19 protein-coding genes and 3 tRNA genes are annotated in these 20438 nt (G+C 40.7%); 12 read left to right on the forward strand and 10 right to left on the reverse strand.

What is annotated here, in order from left to right; all coding sequences use genetic code 11:
* Window positions 1–290: 290 nt before the first annotated feature.
* A complete protein-coding gene (locus ACFFRD_RS18185; protein WP_392482624.1) occupies window positions 291–956 on the reverse strand; it encodes a TraX family protein in 666 nt (221 codons plus the stop codon).
* Window positions 957–1122: 166 nt separating this feature from the next.
* On the opposite strand from ACFFRD_RS18185, the gene ACFFRD_RS18190 reads away from it, so the two are divergent.
* The 8 genes from ACFFRD_RS18190 to ppk2 all read left to right on the forward strand — a co-directional run bounded on the left by ACFFRD_RS18190 (window position 1123) and on the right by ppk2 (window position 9119).
* Complete coding sequence (locus ACFFRD_RS18190; RefSeq protein WP_114083670.1) at window positions 1123–1701, forward strand: hypothetical protein; 579 nt, start codon at window positions 1123–1125, stop codon at window positions 1699–1701.
* A gap of 444 nt (window positions 1702–2145) precedes the next feature.
* Window positions 2146–2221, forward strand: a tRNA-Met gene (locus tag ACFFRD_RS18195).
* A tRNA-Met gene (locus ACFFRD_RS18200) sits at window positions 2221–2295 on the forward strand. The genes ACFFRD_RS18195 and ACFFRD_RS18200 overlap by 1 nt, the downstream gene beginning before the upstream one ends.
* Window positions 2296–2693: 398 nt before the next feature.
* A complete protein-coding gene (locus tag ACFFRD_RS18205; RefSeq protein ID WP_392482625.1) occupies window positions 2694–3800 on the forward strand; it encodes a retron St85 family RNA-directed DNA polymerase in 1107 nt (368 codons plus the stop codon).
* A gap of 216 nt (window positions 3801–4016) precedes the next feature.
* Window positions 4017–4089 (forward strand) — tRNA-Ile (locus ACFFRD_RS18210).
* Window positions 4090–4710: 621 nt separating this feature from the next.
* Complete coding sequence (locus ACFFRD_RS18215) at window positions 4711–6237, forward strand: slipin family protein (protein ID WP_392483103.1); 1527 nt, start codon at window positions 4711–4713, stop codon at window positions 6235–6237.
* A gap of 160 nt (window positions 6238–6397) precedes the next feature.
* Entirely contained in the window at window positions 6398–7774 is a 1377-nt protein-coding gene (locus ACFFRD_RS18220) for a DUF4041 domain-containing protein (protein WP_392482626.1), read from the forward strand.
* Between the two features lie 391 nt (window positions 7775–8165).
* Window positions 8166–9119, forward strand: coding sequence for a polyphosphate kinase 2 (gene ppk2 / locus ACFFRD_RS18225; RefSeq protein ID WP_392482627.1), 954 nt, complete (start codon window positions 8166–8168; stop codon window positions 9117–9119).
* A 325-nt stretch (window positions 9120–9444) separates the two neighbouring features.
* Here the strand turns inward: ppk2 and ACFFRD_RS18230 are convergent, their stop codons facing one another.
* Both ACFFRD_RS18230 and ACFFRD_RS18235 read right to left on the reverse strand, forming a co-directional pair.
* Window positions 9445–9702: a hypothetical protein gene (locus tag ACFFRD_RS18230; RefSeq protein WP_392482628.1), complete on the reverse strand. Its 258-nt coding sequence runs from the start codon at window positions 9700–9702 to the stop codon at window positions 9445–9447.
* A gap of 56 nt (window positions 9703–9758) precedes the next feature.
* Window positions 9759–10028 (reverse strand): hypothetical protein, encoded by a 270-nt coding sequence (locus tag ACFFRD_RS18235; protein WP_392482629.1) that lies wholly within the window; start codon window positions 10026–10028, stop codon window positions 9759–9761.
* 60 nt (window positions 10029–10088) lie between these two features.
* Between ACFFRD_RS18235 and ACFFRD_RS18240 the strand changes: the two genes are divergently transcribed.
* The 4 genes from ACFFRD_RS18240 to ACFFRD_RS18255 all read left to right on the forward strand — a co-directional run bounded on the left by ACFFRD_RS18240 (window position 10089) and on the right by ACFFRD_RS18255 (window position 13830).
* On the forward strand, window positions 10089–11438 hold the full coding sequence (locus ACFFRD_RS18240) for a DNA methyltransferase (protein WP_392482630.1): 1350 nt from the start codon (window positions 10089–10091) through the stop codon (window positions 11436–11438).
* Window positions 11439–11447: 9 nt separating this feature from the next.
* Window positions 11448–12359 carry a Bpu10I family restriction endonuclease gene (locus ACFFRD_RS18245; RefSeq protein ID WP_392482631.1) on the forward strand — a complete coding sequence of 304 codons (912 nt, stop codon included), beginning with the start codon at window positions 11448–11450 and terminating at the stop codon, window positions 12357–12359.
* A 260-nt stretch (window positions 12360–12619) separates the two neighbouring features.
* Entirely contained in the window at window positions 12620–13123 is a 504-nt protein-coding gene (locus ACFFRD_RS18250; protein WP_042341108.1) for a helix-turn-helix domain-containing protein, read from the forward strand.
* 215 nt (window positions 13124–13338) lie between these two features.
* Complete coding sequence (locus ACFFRD_RS18255) at window positions 13339–13830, forward strand: transposase (protein ID WP_392482632.1); 492 nt, start codon at window positions 13339–13341, stop codon at window positions 13828–13830.
* Here ACFFRD_RS18255 and ACFFRD_RS18260 read toward each other — a convergent pair.
* From ACFFRD_RS18260 to ACFFRD_RS18290, 7 genes are all read right to left on the reverse strand, one after another.
* Window positions 13793–13957 carry a DUF2281 domain-containing protein gene (locus tag ACFFRD_RS18260; protein WP_392482633.1) on the reverse strand — a complete coding sequence of 55 codons (165 nt, stop codon included), beginning with the start codon at window positions 13955–13957 and terminating at the stop codon, window positions 13793–13795. The two genes, ACFFRD_RS18255 and ACFFRD_RS18260, sit on opposite strands and share 38 nt — an antisense overlap.
* Window positions 13958–14276: 319 nt before the next feature.
* On the reverse strand, window positions 14277–15719 hold the full coding sequence (gene nifD / locus ACFFRD_RS18265) for a nitrogenase molybdenum-iron protein alpha chain (protein ID WP_392482634.1): 1443 nt from the start codon (window positions 15717–15719) through the stop codon (window positions 14277–14279).
* A gap of 163 nt (window positions 15720–15882) precedes the next feature.
* The gene (gene nifH, locus ACFFRD_RS18270; RefSeq protein ID WP_114083679.1) at window positions 15883–16776 is read right to left on the reverse strand and encodes a nitrogenase iron protein; all 894 of its coding nucleotides are present in this window, start codon (window positions 16774–16776) and stop codon (window positions 15883–15885) included.
* Window positions 16777–17125: 349 nt separating this feature from the next.
* Entirely contained in the window at window positions 17126–17482 is a 357-nt protein-coding gene (locus tag ACFFRD_RS18275) for a group 1 truncated hemoglobin (protein ID WP_114083680.1), read from the reverse strand.
* Window positions 17483–17704: 222 nt separating this feature from the next.
* Window positions 17705–18604 carry a Fe-S cluster assembly protein NifU gene (nifU, locus tag ACFFRD_RS18280; RefSeq protein ID WP_163926969.1) on the reverse strand — a complete coding sequence of 300 codons (900 nt, stop codon included), beginning with the start codon at window positions 18602–18604 and terminating at the stop codon, window positions 17705–17707.
* Between the two features lie 154 nt (window positions 18605–18758).
* Window positions 18759–19967, reverse strand: a complete 1209-nt coding sequence (nifS, locus tag ACFFRD_RS18285; RefSeq protein ID WP_392482635.1) for a cysteine desulfurase NifS — start codon at window positions 19965–19967, stop codon at window positions 18759–18761.
* A 34-nt stretch (window positions 19968–20001) separates the two neighbouring features.
* Complete coding sequence (locus ACFFRD_RS18290; RefSeq protein WP_069073111.1) at window positions 20002–20358, reverse strand: 4Fe-4S binding protein; 357 nt, start codon at window positions 20356–20358, stop codon at window positions 20002–20004.
* Between the last annotated feature and the right edge of the window lie 80 nt (window positions 20359–20438).

Consider the following 20438-nt stretch of genomic DNA (forward strand, 5'->3'; position numbering starts at 1 on the left):
AATCCAAATTATTATGATTCACTACTCTTGCATCATAGCTGGTAAACGTTAACAAAAGACTAAGATTTATCTAATGAATATCATTGAATTAAATGTATATACTATTATTTTTTAAATTTATAGGTTTATATTTTTTTTGAGGAAAGTATCTCCCTCTAAAGTAAGATATTAATGATTTAAGATTGCTATAGCATCTATAGCAATCCTAAATCATTGGCGAAAATCCCTCTTTATTTTCTCTGCGTTCTACGCAAATAATTATGGCTACGCTCCCGTGAGGGATACAAAAATCAAAGCGGATTGCTATATCTGGAATGTATTAAATAATTTATTATGCCTAAAATAATTAAATGAGCCGGGTAGAACAGATAAAACCATCTAGCTCGTGGGCCTTGTTTACCATTGAATTGAAAAACAATGAATCCTGCAAGAATTGCCCAATGTTGAAATATATTACCTATAAATAGAGTTACTAAAATAAAGTTAAAAATGCACCAGCAGAGCAACCATACCCTAGGCTTGAGTTTGTCAGTTAGAGACATCAAGAAAATTACTCCAATCCCATAAGCTCCATATTCAACACCCAAACTCTCGGCAACTACTGCACTCAATCCAGTAATTATTAATTGCTGCCATAATTGTGAATAATGCCTTACTAAGCGTAACATCACAAGTCCAAGAACAAGCGTGTAGAGAATATTAAGTGATAAACTCTGGAAAACAACACTATAGATAGGCTGAGATATAATTGCTGTAATTAATAGTCTGCTCCCATAGCGGTATACATTTTGGGTATGTTTTTCACCTTTAGCCAAAAGCCATGCAAACAGGGGAAAACTCAATCGTCCAATAAAGTGCAAAATTCTGAACTCAGGCATTAGCAAATAGCACACATGATCCATAACCATGAATACTGCGGCTAAGATTTTAATGCTAAAAGCTGAAACTTTAATCACAACGTTACAGTTACCTTGGATTCCTTGATATAAAATCCCTAAAATCTTATGAATTTAATATAATAGTTATTCAAAATCCTAGCAATTTGATAACATTAACAAAAAGAGCAATGTCTACAATGGGCTATTCCACATTGCTCTCTTTAGCAGGAAATGCAGAAACCCTATGGCAAAGCGTAAAAAAAGCAATCTTCAGTGGATAAAAGAAACGCTTGAATTAAAACCTGACCATCGTTGGGAATCTCCATCAGGTTACAAAATATTTGTAGCAGATAGAGGCGCTGTTCGCTTCAATGTTCCCCAGGATTGGATTCTTGAGCCACAAGACAAATCTTTCAAATTCCTAGATAAAAAACCGCCTAACGATGATTGCTGTCTAGAAGTATCTTTCAATCGTCTGCCACCCAATGACTGGAGCCAGTTTCCCCTAAAATCTACATTAAAAAAAGTCCTGGAAGACGACAGTCGCAACGTCATTGCTAGGGGAGAAATTGTTACCATCAAGCGCCAAACTGCCAGAATTGTCTGGACAGAGATGAAGTTTATTGATGTTCAAGAAGAACCACGGGAAGCTTTTTCGCGGACTTGCATTGGTTTGGGGTCGAATGTTCAATGCTTAATTACATTCGATTATTGGGCAGATCAAGCAGAACAATTAATACCCGTTTGGGATGAAGCGATGCGTAGTCTCACACTAGGGTTGTATATCCGTGACCCAATGACTGGTCTAGCTTTCCCAGACTGAGTTACAAGAATAAATCGTAAGCATCTATTAAATTGAGGCGTAGGCGTAACCCAGCACAGACATTGTATTGGAGGTAACTTGTAGGGCGGGCATCTTGCCTGCCCCAAAAAACAAGGGACGGGTAAGATAGACTTCATTTGTAATTCAAATCTTAAAACCCTAACATTAGAGATTACTTAAGTCATAATTCAATAATTACTTTTATTGCTAGTTCATAGCTGTTTTAACTCATATCCTTATAAACATCAGACATCAAGCAGATTAAAGTTTATTGAACTTTAATGATGTAGTTTACCAAAGGATATTTAGTAATGAATACCTGTGCTACATTTGGAGCGGGATAGTAACAAAGTTACAAAGCTATAGTTTAGGTTCTATAAGCCTAACTGGTGCGCCAACTTCTGTTATAAGCGTATGCCGCAGAGTGCTTTAAACTATACCATCGTTTGATTAGCTCAGTTGGTAGAGCGATCGACTCATAATCGAAAGGTCACAGGTTCGATTCCTGTATCAAACTCCAGGAAGTTAGCTCACTGGTAGAGCAATCGACTCATAATCGATGTGTTGTAGGTTCGATTCCTATACTTTCACCCAGAACCCTGTCCGGGTTAAAAGACAATACCCTTCCAAGGTAGCCAATATGGTACGAATCTCAACAGATTCGAGACCCCTCATTTTCTCAACTCTGCGGTGCAAGTGTTCTGCTATCGGTCATTATTCGTAAGGATGATGTTCGGTAGCCACAGTCAAGGAGCAAGCGCAACTGCATTTCTCCCTAACTTGAGTATGTCCCTTCATTTTCCACATCTAGTTTTTCTTTGAGATTCTAGATTGGCAACCGAACGGCATATTTGAGCGCAGTTCTCTTTTTGTCGATTGCCTTGAGCAGTCGAAGAAAAGCAACAGCAATCTTAATCCAGCTTTGGAGAAGCTTTTGCCCACACCTGAACTGTAAACACTTGCACTTGCAGAGTTAAAAAATATTTTGCATTATGTACAGCAAAAATTTAACCACTACCCCATTAGCGGCTGAAAGTAATCTAGAAAAGTCGCAAACTGATAATCTAGCACTTTTGCGATGGCTACGCCCGCCGCAGGCATCGCACGGTTTAGCTGAATATAATACTGCTGAAGAAATAGCCTTGGCGATGGGGATAAGCCTGGAAAAACTGCACTCTCTAACAACTAGTACATCCCTAACTAGACATTACCTACCTTTCAAAATCTCCAAAAAGACAGGTGGAGAAAGAATTATTTCTGCACCAAAGCCCGAACTGAAAGCTGCTCAAAGGTGGATTCTAGAGAATATTTTAGAGAAATTAGAAGTTCACAATGCAGCGCACGGCTTTTGTAAAAATCGTTCGATAGTAACTAATGCTAAACCCCATGTTGGTGCAAATGTAATAGTCAATATTGATTTAAAGAATTTTTTTCAGTCAATTTCTTACAAACGTGTCAAAGAATTATTTTCTGGGTTTGGTTATTCAGAATCTACAGCGACAATTTTCGGGTTGATTTGTACGACTGCTGAAATAGCTATAAATGGAGAAATTAACTATACAGCTTCAGAAAACCGCCATTTACCTCAAGGTTCGCCTGCAAGTCCCGCTATTTCTAATCTAGTTTGCCGTAATCTCGATAGTCGTCTTACTGCGATCGCTGAAAATCTTGGGTTTTGCTATACACGCTACGCTGACGATTTAACATTTTCTGCTTCTGAGGATGTATCATCAAAAATATCTAATTTGATTAAAAACACTAAATTTATTATTGCTAGTGAAGGTTTTACTGTGAATGATAATAAAACCAAAATTTCTGGAAAATCAGTGCAGCAAGAAGTAACAGGTGTTATTGTAAATACGCAATTAAATATATCTAAAAAGACATTAAAAGCCTTTCGTGCAACTCTATATCAAATAGAACAAGAAGGTTTATCAGGAAAAAGTTGGGGAAAATCAACTAATTTAATTGCCGCAATTACCGGGTTTGCAAATTATGTAGCAATGATTAACCCAAAAAAAGGTTCAGAATTCAAATCAAGCGTGGAACGTATCAAGCAGAAATATGGTGACTCCCAAACAGATGAAGTACGTTTTTAAAGCTGCTTATTTAGCTAGAAAAGACTTATTTAGGTGTACCTCAGCCAATAATAGCCAACGCGAATGAAATTCACTCTTTTAACTTTTTTGCTGTGCTAGATTTGAACCGGGATAGTAACAAAGTCACAAAGCTGTAGTTTGGGTTCTGTATACCCGACTGGTGCGCTAACCTCTGGTAATAGCGTATACCGCCCAGTACTTTCAACTATTTCACCATGAAAGTTAGCTCATTTGGTAGAGCGATCGGTGTATCGCCGATTATTTGTAGGTTCGATTCCTATACTTTCACCAAAACCCTCGCCCTGGGTACGGGCACCTTGTTAGGGACAAGGCAGCCTTATGGCTACACAAATGTATTGGGTGTTCAAAAAACCTCAATCAAAAAAACTTCTCGTTTGTTCTTTTGTTTTTTCTACTCTGTCATGCAGGTATTTATAACAGTAAAAGAGCTAGCGCAACTGTATCTCTCCCTAACTTGAGTATGTTCCTTTCTTTTCCTACATCTGATTTTCCTTTGGGGATTCTGGATTGGCAAAGCGAACGGCATATTTGAGCGCGGTTCTCTTTTTTTAGATTGCCATTGAGCAATTTGGGAAAAGTAACAGCAATCTTAATCCAGCTTTGGAGAAGCTTTTGCCCGCACCGGAACTGTAAAAACCTGCAATGGCAGAGTAAACAAATCTTTTGTAGTATGTAGTAGTACAAGCTGCTAAAACTAATCTTTTAGCCTTTGTTTAAAGGGTTGTAAAGCCTAAAGAACCCTAGATAAATTCTCTATACTCCAGTGCCGTGAGACATCGGTGGTATTTGAGTTCAAGCAAGGTTATAAATGTGTTGTTCTAATCTTCTTAGCTAGTTGCGATCGCCTAGTTTACTTAAACTATCACACAAATTATTTATGCAAATTACTATGTGGGAAACGTTTTATATCAAACCTAACGAAATCGGCATCTTATATCACCGCAGTGACTTTAAGAAAATTTTGCAGCCCGGGACACACACATATTTTGGTCGCCATTGGCAAGTAAAAATTTATGACCTGAATCAGCCATTAGCTCAAATTGAAAACCTAGAACTGTTGTTGCGAAATCATGAGGCCGAACTACAAGAACATTTATTGATTATCAGAACCCTATTCAACCAAGTTGCGTTAGTCCGCTATGGTCAGAATTGGGTAAGCGTTGCACCAAATAAATTGATTGCTTTTTGGCGTGGTTTTATTGAGGTAGAGTCTCATCTATTCAACTTGGAGGAAAGCTTAGAATTGCCTGCTTCCTTTGTACAGCAATTGCGCTCAGTTGCATTGAATGGACTTAAAAAGTTCCAAATCTCAGAGTCTGAAATTGGTTTACTATATCTGCAAAACAATTTTGTGCGACCTCTAGAACCAGGAGAGTATGCTTTTTGGTCGGTAGATAGAGATGTTACAGTCCGAATTCTCAGCCGGATTATCCCTAACCCAGACTTTCCCCTAGAAGATGTACTCATTGAAAAACATCCCGACTTTATTGCTGCCTACTGTCAAACCGTGCAATTACAGACTTCACAAGTTGCAATTGTGCGCTATCGAGGGAAAGTGATTTCTATTTTGCCACCCACCAGCCGCAAGTTATTTTGGCAAGGCGTTGCAGTAGAAATTCTCGATATCAGCGCAGATGCTCAGTTACAGCCTAACTTAGTGGCTGAGTTGGTTGAGGGTTCAACAGAAGTGAAATTGCTCAGTCGCAACTGTTTGCATATTTGCCAAGTGCCAGCACAACACGTTGGACTAGTATACATTAATCAAGAATTTCAAGGACTGCGATCGCCAGGGGTACATGCTTGGTGGTTATTTGGCCGCTCTTTTCAAACCGAAACCATTGACCTGAGACTCCAAAATATGGAAGTATCTGGTCAAGATATCCTCTCTAAAGATAAAGTACCTCTGCGGTTGAATTTAACTGCTGGCTTCCGCATCCAAGACCCATTGAGGGCAAAAAACGGGTTGTCAGATATTTCCGGCTTCTTATACAAAGAATTACAGTTTGCTTTGCGTGGTGCAGTCGGCGAACGTAACTTAGATGCTTTATTGGAAGATAAAGGCGCAATTGATAGAAGTATCTCTGAATACATTCGCCAGAAAGCCGCAGAATATGGAATTGAAGTTGATTCTGTAGGTGTCAAAGATATTATTTTACCGGGTGAGATTAAGACTATCTTGAGTAAAGTAGTTGAAGCAGAAAAAGCCGCTCAAGCCAACGTAGTCAGACGTAGAGAAGAAACTGCTGCTACTCGCAGTATGCTAAACACAGCTAAAGTTATGGAAGATAACCCTGTTGCATTGCGTTTGAAGGAACTGGAAGTATTAGAGCGGATTGCAGAGAAGATTGATCGAATTCAAGTTAACGGCAGCTTGGATAGTATTTTAACAGACTTGATTCGGATGAATCCGCAATGATTTAGTTATTAAACATTGAGAGTTGGGTTAGATCGCATATCGATGAATTTAATTATGAAAAATGTTTGCGATCGCGCCTAATCGAACTTGTAAAAGTTGCTTGTCTCCGGTTAGGTGAACCCTTCAGTATATATACTTGCATAAATCTATAAAAAATTAAATGACATATCTATTATTTTTCGTGTCCATTGGATTAGCCACTGCACTTACTTTGGTGGCTAAAAAGCTACAGCAACGCAAAAACGATTATACAGTAGCTCAACAGAGATTAAAGGAAACAGACAAGCGATTACAAGAAGCAGATCGGAAATATGGAGGACTTATATCCAGAGAAGATACTGCTAGGCAACTAGACACGCAAATCACTGTCCTGACAGATCGAATTAAACAACTTGACAAACAGGCAGAGACGGAAGAGCGAGAACTATCTGTCAAAATCTCAGGGCTTAGGGCACAACTTAAAGGACTTGAAGAGCAAGAAATTTTTGAAGCTTTCGGATTTTACGAATCCAAGTATGATTTTCAAGAGGCTGAAGAGTACAAGCAACGCTTGGACAAGATTCGTGCCCAGCAGAAACAGATGATTAAGGATAAGCAAGCTGCTGTCTGTCATACGGAATGGTCGGTTGGTGGTAGCGTGAAAGAAGGCAAAAAAATGACCGATAATTTTCTCAAATTGGTTCTTCGCGCTTTCAATGGCGAATGTGATGCCTCTGTAGCAAAAGTCAAGTACAGCAACGTCGAAACAATGGAGAATCGCATTAGAAAAACCTATGGAGACTTGAATAAGCTGTCTCAAACTACACATTGTGAGGTTGCACCACGGTACTTAGATATCAAATTAGAAGAACTTTGGTTAACCCACGAATATCAAGAGAAAAAATATCAGGAACAGGAAGAACAGCGTACTATTCGTGAACAAATGCGTGAAGAGGAAAAAGCATTACGCGATCTTGAGAAAGCTAAACAGGAGGCTGAACGTGAGGAGCGTCGTTATGAAGAGGCGCTGGAAAAAGCCCGTAGAGACATAGAATCAGCGACAGGAAAGGTTCAGCAGAAACTCTTTAGCCAAATCGAAGAGTTACAAAAGCGGCTTGCAGAGGCAGAAGCAAATAAAGAGAGGGCCATCTCTCAAGCTCAACTGACTAAATCTGGACACATCTACATCATTTCAAACATTGGTTCCTTTGGTGAAGATGTCTATAAGATCGGTATGACACGCAGGCTTGAACCAATGGAGCGAGTTAAAGAGCTAAGTGATGCTTCTGTTCCTTTCCCTTTTGATGTTCACGCTATGATATTTTGTGAAAATGCTCCAGAGCTTGAATCTCGCTTGCATAAGTATTTTCACGCTAGAAGAATGAATAAAGAGAATAAGAGAAAAGAGTTTTTCCGAGTTTCGCTAGAAGAAATAGTCAAAGTTGTACGAGAAACAGATGCAGAACTTAAAATCTGTAGATCGGAGATAACTTTTACGAAAGTCGCTGAGGCTGTTGATTACCGAAAGACTCTAGCTCAAGAACGTGAGCGTCAATAGAATAGAGCAGCGTCAGCAATCTAACAATAGACATATCAGCCAATTAACCTCAAAGCTCTATAAATCAAGGATTAAAACCTATAATAAGTGCTTGAAAGGCTAGGTTGAAAAATTCACCGCATTTGGTCAACAGACTGGTTTCGTAACAAACCTGTTCAAGTTCGTCTGTTGATAGAAAAAATCAAACAACTACAACAAAATAAATAGCTAAATGGTTCGCGCGGTGAGCGATCGCTTTTCGATAGGTCTTGCTGTGTTCTGCGATTAAACTAAAAATTGAAATTGACCATAACGCAGATGGATAAAAATTTTACATTTTTCGTATTTTTATACCTATAAAGGCGTATATTTACACTCAGTTTGCATTAAAATATATACCTTATAGATAATTATGCCGATTAAACAGCATGGAGTAGCTACGATGTCAATTGATGAAGTGAAAAACCAGCAAAATAATGGTCTAGTTCAACCAGCTACAGATGTAATAGAAAAACTAGTAAAGGCAAAAGACAAGAAAAAATCTAAAAAATCCAAACGGATTTTTGATGGTAGCACAGAAGCTTTTGCTAAGAAAATTCCCAAAAAGACTTTTGAAACTGAACTAAAGCAACTCCAGATTGAGCTAGTCAAAATGCAATACTGGATTAAGCACACTGGCTATCGGGTTGTCGTCATATTTGAAGGGCGCGATGCTGCTGGCAAAGGAGGAGTAATTAAACGCATTGCCGATCCACTCAATCCTCGTGGCTGTCGTGTAGTTGCTCTGGGAACTCCTTCTGATCGCGAGAAAACTCAGTGGTATTTTCAGAGGTATGTGCAACATCTTCCCACAGCAGGCGAAATTGTTCTGTTTGATCGCAGTTGGTACAACCGAGCCGGAGTTGAACGGGTGATGGGTTTTTGCACCGAAGCAGAATATCAAGAATTCATGCAATCTTGCCCGGAATTTGAACGAATGCTGGTGCGATCGGGCATTGTTTTAATCAAGTACTGGTTCTCCGTCAGCGATGATGAACAAGAGGAACGCTTTCTCTCTCGCAGTCACGATCCAGCAAGGCGCTGGAAACTTAGCCCAATGGATTTGGAATCACGCGATCGCTGGGTAGAATATTCCAAAGCCAAAGATACCATGTTTGCTTACACGAATATTCCAGAAGCCCCCTGGTTTACCATTGAAGCAGATGATAAAAGACGGGCGCGGCTCAACTGCATTCATCATTTGTTGAGCAAAGTTCCTTACGAAGATATGACACCTCCTCCGTTAGAGCTTCCCTCTAGACCTGTGGCTGAGGATTATGTCCGCGCTCCTCGTAATGAGCAGTTCTTTGTCCCTCAAGTGTATTGAGCTACAACTTCTCGCTAATAATTGAATATGGCAAACGTTATCTATAGGTGTTGCGTAGGCGTAGCCCGTCGTAGACATCGCCTATAGCTCTCCTCCAAACCAATTTTGATTCTGGGGATAGTTCTGTCGAAAATTAGTCAATTACATAGATTGAGAGCAATTGCTTTGAAAACAATACTAAGTATAGAACGCCGGAAGTGACAGAAGTTAATTGAAGTTTATCGAGCCTTATGATTTTGATACTATTGAAACTAAGATTTAAGCCCTAAGTATGAAAGTTCGTGACAAATTGCTGAAATCAAAGTGCAGGCAAGTGAAGCAGAGACTAATTAAATTCGGGCATTTGGAACTTGGGCAGTTGAATCTGCGGTATTTGGAACTCGGGCAGTTGGAATTCAAATTGAGGCAGTTGGAAATCAAATTGAGGGAGTTGGAACTGCGGAATTTGGAACTGCGGTACTTTAAACTGCGGCACTGAAGCCACCGATGCCCCTCCAATCACCCATTTCATCTCTGCATCGGAGAGTTCTTCAAGTTCAACTTCGTTGAAAGTTAGCTGTGCATTGTTTTTTATTTTTGCCATAAGTTTCCTTCTAGGGTTAAAAAACACAATACATCAATATTGTATCTCGAATGGGGTTAGTAGTGGGTCTTCCTATTTTTGCAAAGTTGCATTACAAAATGTGGGTTTGTGGGAGTTGCCAATCCATCTGGTTGATAATGCAGGTTCAGTATTGAACGATCGCAATCGCCACTCAGAGCGATATCTAAATTCTGTGCATCGCACATATCATCTATAAATATGCAGTGGTATGTTGTCAAGTTGGGGCGATCGCTTAACTTCACCCAGTATAAATATACAGTAGCATGTTGTCGAGTGAGGGCGTAGGCGTAGCCCGTCGCAGACATCGCAACAACAGTCTACTTCTTGTGCATCTCACAGACAATCTCTAAATATGCAGTTGCGTGTTGTCGAGTTGGGGCGGTGCAGCTCGCACTAATAATAAATTAACAAGCATTGTTTTTGATGTTCAAAGATCAGTGCTACACTACACTGAGTCTTATGAGAATAGGTTGACAGATAAGGAAGGTTGGCAATTGAAGGAATTTGATAAACCCATTCCACAAGCAAGTCTCAACATTGTTGAGAAGACCAGATCTAACCTATTTGCTTGGCGTGGTCAGTTTTCACCACAGCTTATTGAAGTCATATTAAGTTCATATTGTCTACCTAACTCAGTTATTCTTGATCCTTTTGCAGGTAGTGGAACTGTTTTGTTAGAGGCGGGTACTTTCATATTTGAGGCATATGGTTTTGAAATTAATCCAGCAGCTTGGATTCTTAGCAGAACATATGAGTTCATAAACAATTCTCAAAGAACAGAGGTCATCAAAAAGGTTCGAGATAAAATAGATAGAGAATTTTCGGTCAAAATATTTGAAAATAGTAGTCTAGATTTAGCAGAGATTGTCAGAGAAATAAAAAGTGAATTAGATGAAGAATCAATAAAAATATTTGATGCTTTAGTGATTCTTCTTGACATTGCAAACAATAGTATTACCAATGATTTTATCCAAACTAAGTTCACTGATTTAATAAACTTAATTGAAAAGTTTCCTTATTCTACAAGAAAAATAAGAGTTGGTTTATCTGATGCCCGTTGTCTCCCTCTTAAAGACAATCAGATAGATTTTGTTGTGACATCTCCACCTTACATAAATGTATTTAACTATCATCAGAACTACCGGAAATCTGCTGAGATTTTAGGATGGGATTTATTAAAGATAGCAAAATCGGAAATTGGGTCTAACAGAGCTAATAGAGGAAATCGCTTCTATACAGTAGTGCAATACTGCCTAGATATGGCTGATATTCTAAGAGAGCTTTCAAGAGTGACTAAATATGATGCTCGAATTATATTTGTTGTAGGACACGAATCAAATGTTCTTGAAGTGCCTTTTTACAACGCCGATATTATTGAAAAGCTTGCCGTAAAATCGGGTCTTTTTCAAGAAGCTTTGAGACAAACTAGAGAATTTAAAAATAAATTTGGGAAAATTATTAGAGAAGAAATAATTAATTTTCGCAATTTAAAATATAAATGTCATAGGGAAATAACTGAACAAATTGCAAGAGAAATAGCATTCGAGGTACTGAATAATGGTCTTACTTTGGTTTCTTCAAAAAATATTAAATATTTAGAAGATGCAATTGAAAAAGCTCAGGACATTGAAAGAACTATTACATTAGATAAGAGATACCATATCTACCAACCGTATCAGTCTGTCGCAGTAGCAAATCCTACACCTTACAAATAGATCCAAGCTATGCCTGAACTCTCTCATCCTCATTACACAAAACTAACAGCATGTCTCAAGAACCCTCGGCTACCTGAAGCTGATAAAGAACGGTTAGAAGAAGCTACTAGAAAATACCATGAGTGGATCGCTGAACTGGAGGCAATTGAGCGTGGTCAAACAGATACAGTAGAAAAATTAGTTGAAGCTACTAACCGATATAAACGTTTTATTGAGCTTGACCTAATATTTGATAGCTCAGACAATTTTTTGTATAGGCAAAAGGGTCAGCTAAAACTAGATAATACAATCTTAGAAGAATTCTTACCACAAGTGGTTTACCGTAGTTTAAGAGGAATAGATGATTCTTTTGAACTAGGCCCAAGAAATACGTTTTCTGGACTGAGTTTCTTATCTTCTATTGGTAATCTTGGTCAAGGTGGTGAACCGAGCATTAGAACTAAGGATCAAGATTTTATACTTGGCAAAAAGCTATATCTAAAATCATCTTTTGATCCAGAATTTAAAGATTACAAGTTGATTGAGTCACATCTGGGATATGTGTGCGCGGAATGCAAGACCAATCTAGATAAGGCGATGTTTCAAGAAGCGGTGGCAACAAGTAGAGATTTAAAAATAGCTGTTCCTGGATCTTTATATTTCCTGATTTGTGAATTTCTTGATATGACACCAATCTCAATAATTTCAACTCAAATTGATCATGTTTTGATTGTGCGGAAAAGTAAGCGTATGTCTTCTAACATTAGGCAAGAATATCGAACACCAAATGAAAGACAGCTTCATAGGCAAGAATATGTGGATTTTTTGGATTCTTCTAAGTACCACCATGATGTGTTTCAAAGAATGATCGATAAGATCCAAACTCTAATTGACGATACAAGTCCATCAATGGAAAATGTTTTAAATCAGGGGCATTTCTAGAAGCTTGCATACTTGGATGACTCGCTGTTTCATTCAGTTCCTAAACCTTCAAGATATTGTTTGTTGGTCGCCTAATCACCGGGGCAACCATCGACACAACCAGCAAATCTTTGAGATGCTGCCAAAAATGAAATAGGCTCAATTTGTTCAATGATTGTATTTTTTGGTGCTAGTACAAGACGGCGGAAGTAAGCCGAGTATTATATGGGATAATTAAGTCAGTAGATGAAAAGCTTTGTTTGGTGACAAAGAATCAGGGTATGGCAAGATTAGCTCCAAAAGAATTAAGTTTGAGTGATAGTGAGCAGAATGAACTACAAGAGTTGATAAAGGGACATAAGACAGCACAGCAAATCGTCATCCGAGCCAAAATTATTCTTCTGGCATCATCAGGGAAAAATAACGGCGAAATTGCTCGAATATTAGAGATTAGTCTAGATATGACTCGTTTATGGCGAAAGCGATGGTTGGAGACAGAGGGAGCAAAATTATCAGCTTTTCAAAGATTACAAGATCAAGAGCGTACTGGCGCACCAGTAAAATTTAGCATGGAACAAGTAATAGAGTTGTTTGCGCTTGCCTGTTCGCCGCCAGAAGATTACGGTCGGACAATAAGTCACTGGACATCTAGAGAACTGACAGATGAAATTACAAAACAAGGGATTATCGAAAGTATATCTGTTCGCCATGTGGGAAGACTATTAGAAGAAGCTCAATTGAAGCCACACCAAAGTCGGTACTGGCTGACTCCCCCCCCTGGATGAAAAATTTGATGCAAAAGTTGAAGATATTACAGATTTGTATTTAAATGCGATTGACCGTCATCTAAAGGGGGAACGCACAATATCTATTGATGAGATGACAGGTATTCAAGCTACTGAGCGCATAGAAAAAGACTTACCAATGCGACCGGGCAAAGTTGAAAGAAGGGAATTTGAATATATTCGTCACGGTACGCAAACCTTGATAGCCAGTTTCGATGTTGCCACTGGTCAAATTATCAGACCAACTTGTGGAGATTCCAGAACAGAAGTTGATTTTATCTTTCATATTTCATATTCATCAAACTATTGCCACTGACCCCAATGCGAAAAAATGGCATTTAATTATGGATTACCTGAACACTCATCAATCGGAGTCCTTAGTTCGTTTTGTTGCACAAATTGAAGGTTTAAACATCAACCTTGGCATTAAGGGTAAAAGTGGCATCCTCAAATCAATGAAATCTCGTGCAGCTTTTTTAAGTGACCCCACACATCAAATCGTTTTCCATTACACACCACTACATTCTTCTTGGCGAAACCTTATTGAAATTTGGTTTAGTATTTTGGTACGGAAGTTACTAAGAAGAGCCAGTTTCCAGAGTCAGGATGATCTCAAAACTAGAATTCTTGCTTTTATTGACTACTTTAATCAAACAATGGCTAAACCTTTCAAGTGGACATATAAGGGGAAAGTTTTGGCTGTTTAATACTCGGTTTATTTCCGCCGTCCTGTACTAGCTGATTTTGCAGAAACTCAATAAAATTTAAGACCTCTTGTTGCTTCTCTGGCGGCAGCGATCGCATTTTCTCAGTGGCAGTTTGTATAATACTCAAGGAAACCTTCAGAGCTTATTTATCCGTCTTTTCTGCGTCCAATCATTTCAGTCTAGCAGGTTAACACTTTATGGAGCAAACTTTATGGAGCAAATGGAAAAAATATTGTACTATAGTGTGAATAAAAATTTTATCTGCTGCTGCTCAATTTAGCTACTACGCACCATTTAATCTAAAAAATCGTCGTTAAAAATAGTCTTTCATTTTACAGTTTTTCTTTGAACAAAATGCCAGCAAATCCTAAAAACCAGATTCTATAGGAGTTATACTATCTAAAGCATCAAAACAGATTGTTCTTAGATAACGCTGCAACTGGCATTTAGGCTAGAAATAGGCTCTTTTTTCTCTCGCCGCGAAAAAACCTTGTATTATATGATGTTGAAGAGCGATCGCTAGGTTCGGAGTAATCCCAAGAGTGCATTTGACGGAAAGGAAGACCCATCTTTTGGAAGACGTACTTCTCTTTCACACCAGAAGCAACTAGGTCAGGCTTCAGCGCTTTGATAAATTCCTCGAATTCGTAAGCGGTAACGTCGTCATAAACGATGGTGCCGTTTTCGATGTAGTGAGTGGTACGTTTGTAATCGTCATTATGAGCGAACTCATAACCTGTACCAATCATCTTCATGCCCAAATCTTGGAAAGCTGGGACAACGTGGCGAGGACGTAGACCACCAACCATGATGGCAACGGTCTTACCATCCAAGCGGGGGCGGTACTTAGCAACTACCGCATCCATTGTGGGCTGATACTTGGCGATAACTTTCTCAGCGTTTGCTTGGATTGTTTCGTCAAACTTAGAAGCGATTTCCCGTAAAGATTCAGCAATCTTGGTGGGGCCGAAGAAGTTGTATTCCAACCAGGGTATACCGTAAGCTTCTTCCATGTGACGGCTGATGTAGTTCATCGACCGGTAACAGTGGATGAGGTTCATCTTCACATTGGGGGTCATCAACATTTCGTTGATTGTGCCATCACCTGACCACTGAGCGACTACGCGCAAGCCGATTTCTTCTAACAGGATGCGGCTAGCCCAAGCATCTCCACCGATGTTGTAGTCACCAATGATGGCTACATCATAAGGAGTACCTTCAAACTTGAGTGTACCGTCTTTCTTAGCTTGGTCGGATCTGGTGAAAACCCAGTCACGAACCATGTCGTTAGCAATGTGGTGTCCCAAAGATTGGGAAACACCCCGGAAGCCTTCGCAACGCACAGGTACAACTGGCTTGCCAATTTCTTTGGCTGTCTTCCGAGCAACAGCTTCGATGTCATCCCCAATTAGACCGATGGGGCATTCTGATTGAATGGAAACACCACGGTTGAGGGGGAAAAGTACATCAAGTTCTTGGATGAGCTTGGTAAGTTTCTTGTCACCACCAAACACGATATCTCGTTCTTGGAAGTCAGAGGTGAAGTGCATGGTACCAAAGGTATCAATACCTGTGGTGCCGATATAGTAGTTACGACGACCAGACCAAGACCAGTAACCGCAACCTACAGGCCCGTGGCTGATGTGAATCATGTCCTTAATAGGACCCCAAACCACACCCTTAGAACCGGCGTAAGCACAACCACGAGCGGTCATTACCCCAGGAAGGGATTTGATGTTAGACTTAACGCCGCAGTCGGACTTACCTTCTTCGTATACACTTAAGTGCTTTTCCCGTTTTTTCTTAGCTTTATCGGGGTAAGCCTCTAGAACTTCTTTAATTAGTTCTTTTCTTTCTTCGATGATGTTTTGATTTTCTGGAGGTGTCATATTTAGCCTCTGTGACTCGTAAGGATCGGGGCATAGGGGGACTAGGAGTCCCCTCTAAGATTAGGGGGGAGATTAGAGGGAAAGGTAAAAGGTAAAAGGTCAAATGTAAGATTCTTCCTTTTTCCTTTTTCCTTGTGCTAAAGCGTTATTTCTTAGCAGCGACTTAGACTACAGGAGCTTCAGCAGCACTTTTGCCAACTAGCATTGCAGTATTTTCGTCGCTTTCGAGGATACCGAATTCAATCAACAATTCTTCTAGTTCTTCCATTTCGATGGGTGTAGGAATAGCTAGATTTTTGTTGTCGATAATTTTCTGAGCCAATGTCCGATATTCGTTAGCTTGGTTGCTTTCTGGTGCGTACTCGTTAACAGTCATCCGGCGCAATTCTGCGTGTTGAACAATGTTGTCGCGAGGTACGTAGTGAATCATTTGGGTGTTCAACCGTTTTGCCAAGGTTTCGATCAATTCGATTTCCCGGTCTGTGTTACGGCTGTTACAAATCAAACCACCCAAGCGCACGCCACCAGTGTGAGCATACTTAAGAACACCACGAGCAATGTTGTTAGCAGCATACATCGCCATCATTTCACCAGATGTCACGATGTAGATTTCTTGTGCCTTGCCTTCACGGATAGGCATTGCGAAACCACCGCACACAACGTCACCTAATACGTCGTAAGATACGAAGTCTAGGTTTTGGTAAGCACCATTTTCTTCTAAGAAGTTGATGGCGGTGATGATACCACGACCGGCGCAACCTACACCGGGTTCTGGCCCACCAGATTCTACGCAACGAACGTCACGGAAACCGGTTAACATTACTTCTTCGAGTTCGATATCTTCTACTGCACCACGTTCTGCGGCGAGGTGAAGAACGGTTGTTTGAGCCTTGCTGTGCAGCATCAAACGGGTGGAGTCAGCTTTAGGGTCGCAACCGACGATGAGGATGCGTTGACCCATTTCTGCCATAGCTGCTAAGGTGTTTTGGGAGGTGGTAGATTTACCGATACCGCCCTTACCGTAGAAAGCTATCTGTCTAATGTTTTCGTCTGTCATTGTTCGTGTTTCCCTGCAATTGGTTGGTTGGTGGGTCTGTGCGTTTGTCAGTTGCGTTCACGCCAGTTGAGCGACAGTAGTGAGCGCGTGTAGAGCATCGTTGGTAGCGTTGGCATAAATGCCTGCTGGGGGCGATCGCTCCACAGCCAAAATTATTGACAGTAAGTTCATCGATCTTCCTCGTTAAAATTTTTTTCTTTTGATTTTTTGTCCTTTGTCCTTTGTCATTTGTTTTGACAAAGAACAAAGAAAATTACGCGATTTACAAATACGTCATAATGTGTTTCAGCTTGCAAGATTCAATAGGACTTGATGTCGTTATTTGTCAACAATCAATGCATAAGTCCTATTACTTGTTCAAAATAGCGCCCTTCATATTTGTGACGCGATCTAGTGCAGCTTTGGTGTTTTCTGCTGACACGCCACGCACAGCCATTGCTTCACCGAGATGCTTGGCGATCGCATCGAAGTGTGGTTGCTGTAGGTTCATTCCAGCGTGGGTTTTGTCCATTGGACGACCGCCGTATTGCTTTGGCCCCTCAAATATTTGAGATAAGAAAGCAACTAGATGATTGCGTTGCTTTGCCATGTCTGTACCAGCAAAAATGGGATTGAGGAGGCTGTCTGCGGCAATGCGTTTGTGGAGTTCATCTACTACTTGTTCAATAGCTGGTTGTCCACCAATGTTGTCGTACAATGTGCTCATATCCTGTTCCTTTGAAGCGAGTTGGATGATGAAATTTGCAAGTAGGCGCTTAATCTTTTTGCCTATATGCTGTTAGCCGTCATAGCTAATTTAGCTATCGGTTGTCGGTAGGATTGAAGCATTGATGTGGAGACAATTATATGGTTCAAATCCTACTTTCTGTTCCTGGCTGAATGCATATTAGAGCGTATTTGTAGAATACGTTAAGTCCTACAGCAATTCCTAAACTGCTTCGACTACAAGGCTCTTGCTGACACGATCTTGTAATCTGGCTTCGATCGCAATTTTCAGAGTTGCTGTACTACTAGAACAGGAACCGCAAGCACCTTGCAGTACAACTTTAACGCGATCGCCTTCTACATCATAGAGTTCTACATCTCCCCCGTCTGCAATGAGTACGGGTCTGACTTCTTCATCAAGAACCTTTTGAATTAGAGCAATCTTTTGGACGTTTGTTAGCGCTCGTTCCTTAGATGTAACAATTTCTGTGGCAACTTTTACGCCGTAATTGTTGAGAGCAGGTGAGGCGTATTCCTGTTGAACTGATCTAATAATATCATCAATGTTCGCCAGACAGGAACCGCATCCGCCACCAGCTTTTACATAATTTGTTACTTGCTCGGCATCCGTGAGATGATTTTCTAGAATCACACGACGAATCTTTGACTCGCTGATACCAAAGCAACTGCAAACTAATGCACCTTCATCATCATCATCGTGGGTAGCTAGAGGTATGCCACGATAGTTGTAGATAGCGGCTTCTAGGGCTTCTTGTCCCATGACAGAGCAATGCATCTTTGCTTCTGGCAAACCACCCAGGTAATCTGCAATGTCTTTATTGGACACTTTCAGGGCTTCATCTAAAGTTAAACCTTTGACCATTTCGGTTAATGCACTAGAAGATGCGATCGCACTAGTACAACCAAAGGTTTGAAAGCGAGCATCTAGAATCTTATCAGATTCTACTTCCACTTTCAGGTGCAATCTCAGAGCATCGCCGCAAGCAATGCTACCGATTTCGCCCGTTGCAACCTTAACTCCAACTTCGCCCGTTTCTTCAATTTCTCCCTGATTCTTGGGATCGTAAAACAGTTCTAATACTTTATCGGTGTAGTCCCACATATTATTAAGTGCTAAGTGCTGAGTGCTGAGTTATGAGTGGGGGATTGGGGAAGGGGTAATGGGGAAGGTGGGGCCCCCTCTGGGGATAAGGGGCAGGGGGAAGGGGAAAAATCATTCCTTTACCCTTTACCATTTTCCCATTTTTTCCCAGTCCCTAACGATGCGCTAGTGCTTGTTCTTGTCCTTGCAACCAACCTGCATCATCATTTTTGAAGGGTGAGAGGGCGCGTAGACGTTCTACAATACCGGGCATTACCTCTATTACTTGATCGATTTCGGCTTCGGTGGTGTAGCGACAAAGACTGAAGCGGATAGAACCGTGCAAAGTTGTGTAGGGTAAGCCCATTGCCCGCAGGACGTGGGAGGGTTCCAGAGAACCGGAGGTGCAAGCAGAACCGGATGATGCACAGATACCGTATTTGTTCAATAACAGTAGAATTGCTTCACCTTCGATGTACTTGAAGCCGATATTTGTGGTGTTTGGCAATCTCTGCGTAACGTCACCGTTGACTACACAATCGGGAATTTTAGCTAGTAAAGTTTGTTCGAGGCGATCGCGCAGCTTTCTTTCTCTTGCCGTCGCTTCCTCTAAGTGTAACATTTCCAGTTCCGCAGCTTTGCCCAAGGCGATAATTGCTGGAACATTCTCAGTTCCCGCCCTACGTCCGCGTTCTTGATGTCCCCCAAGAATGAAGGGACGGAACCGAACCCCGCGCCGAATATATAAAGCACCAATCCCTTTCGGCCCGTGCAGCTTGTGACCAGACAGGGTTAACATATCGACGGTGCTAGTCTTCATATTTAAGGGGATTTTTCCCACTGCTTGCACCGCATCTACATGGAAGATAGCACCATATTCTTTGACGCGCAATCCAATTTGTTCAATCGGGAAAATCGTCCCGGTTTCGTTATTAGCATACATAATTGTCACCAGGGCGGTGTTACCTGTCAAGGAAGCTTCTAGTTCATCTAGATCCAGCTGCCCTTGATTATTTACTGATAGATAGGTAACACTATAACCTTGGGTTTCTAATTGTTTGCAGACATTGAGTACTGCTGGATGTTCAACTTGGGTGGTGACGATGTGTCGCTTTTCTGGTTGCGCTAACAGTGCGGCTCGAATTGCCGCGTTATCTCCCTCAGTACCGCAACTTGTGTAGACAATTTCTGACTCATCGGCTCCCAGGATAGCTGCAAGTTGTTCTCTTGCTGTTCTCACTGCTTTACCGACTTGCCCACCAAAGGTATGCATACTGGAGGGATTGCCGTAATAATCTGTGAGGTAAGGTAACATTACCTCTATAACTTCTGGGTCTACCTTAGTGGTAGCATTATTATCAAGATAGATGCAGTTATTTTGCATTGTTGTCTTCAATTACAAATTAGGAATTATTTAATTAAGCTTCAGAACCCACTGATTGGGATTGACGCTTTTGCAACTGCTCAGAGTATTTCTGGGAATAGCTTTGAAACCAACGTTCCCAGTAATCTTGTTTATTTGTTAATTTAGCGACTACACGGTTGTAATTGGTAAACCAGCCTTCCCAATAATCGCTAGGCTGCTTAACGCAACCGTCGCAAGTGGGACAACCAGCTTTACACTGAGGCACGGTATGAATGCTACCAACACAATTTGTACAAAGTTCAGGGTCAATCCAGTGCTGTCCGTCAACCACTTTAACTGCATTTGTGGGACATACCGTTAGACAGAGATTGCAGGAAATACACTGGCTAGTAAGAATTTGGTAAGCCATGATTTATTCTCCTTTTGGGAATGGGGCATTAGAGTCAGGGGAGAGGTTACAGGTGACAGGTGATAGGTAATAATCTCTTC

Source organism: Nostoc sp. C110 (assembly GCF_043099725.1).
GTDB lineage: Bacteria > Cyanobacteriota > Cyanobacteriia > Cyanobacteriales > Nostocaceae > Nostoc > Nostoc muscorum_A.

Bases quoted from the DNA above. Each gene is read 5' to 3' on its own strand.
- ACFFRD_RS18230 (WP_392482628.1), bottom strand. From the start codon at position 9,702: ATGGCAAAAATAAAAAACAATGCACAGCTAACTTTCAACGAAGTTGAA.
- ACFFRD_RS18220 (WP_392482626.1), top strand. From the start codon at position 6,398: ATGACATATCTATTATTTTTCGTGTCCATTGGATTAGCCACTGCACTT.
- nifU (WP_163926969.1), bottom strand. From the start codon at position 18,604: ATGTGGGACTACACCGATAAAGTATTAGAACTGTTTTACGATCCCAAG.
- ACFFRD_RS18215 (WP_392483103.1), top strand. From the start codon at position 4,711: ATGTGGGAAACGTTTTATATCAAACCTAACGAAATCGGCATCTTATAT.
- nifS (WP_392482635.1), bottom strand. From the start codon at position 19,967: ATGCAAAATAACTGCATCTATCTTGATAATAATGCTACCACTAAGGTA.
- ACFFRD_RS18205 (WP_392482625.1), top strand. From the start codon at position 2,694: ATGTACAGCAAAAATTTAACCACTACCCCATTAGCGGCTGAAAGTAAT.
- ACFFRD_RS18235 (WP_392482629.1), bottom strand. From the start codon at position 10,028: ATGTCTGCGACGGGCTACGCCTACGCCCTCACTCGACAACATGCTACT.
- ACFFRD_RS18255 (WP_392482632.1), top strand. From the start codon at position 13,339: ATGTTGCCACTGGTCAAATTATCAGACCAACTTGTGGAGATTCCAGAA.
- ACFFRD_RS18290 (WP_069073111.1), bottom strand. From the start codon at position 20,358: ATGGCTTACCAAATTCTTACTAGCCAGTGTATTTCCTGCAATCTCTGT.
- ACFFRD_RS18190 (WP_114083670.1), top strand. From the start codon at position 1,123: ATGGCAAAGCGTAAAAAAAGCAATCTTCAGTGGATAAAAGAAACGCTT.
- ACFFRD_RS18275 (WP_114083680.1), bottom strand. From the start codon at position 17,482: ATGAGCACATTGTACGACAACATTGGTGGACAACCAGCTATTGAACAA.
- ACFFRD_RS18250 (WP_042341108.1), top strand. From the start codon at position 12,620: ATGGCAAGATTAGCTCCAAAAGAATTAAGTTTGAGTGATAGTGAGCAG.
- ACFFRD_RS18245 (WP_392482631.1), top strand. From the start codon at position 11,448: ATGCCTGAACTCTCTCATCCTCATTACACAAAACTAACAGCATGTCTC.
- nifD (WP_392482634.1), bottom strand. From the start codon at position 15,719: ATGACACCTCCAGAAAATCAAAACATCATCGAAGAAAGAAAAGAACTA.
- ppk2 (WP_392482627.1), top strand. From the start codon at position 8,166: ATGCCGATTAAACAGCATGGAGTAGCTACGATGTCAATTGATGAAGTG.
- nifH (WP_114083679.1), bottom strand. From the start codon at position 16,776: ATGACAGACGAAAACATTAGACAGATAGCTTTCTACGGTAAGGGCGGT.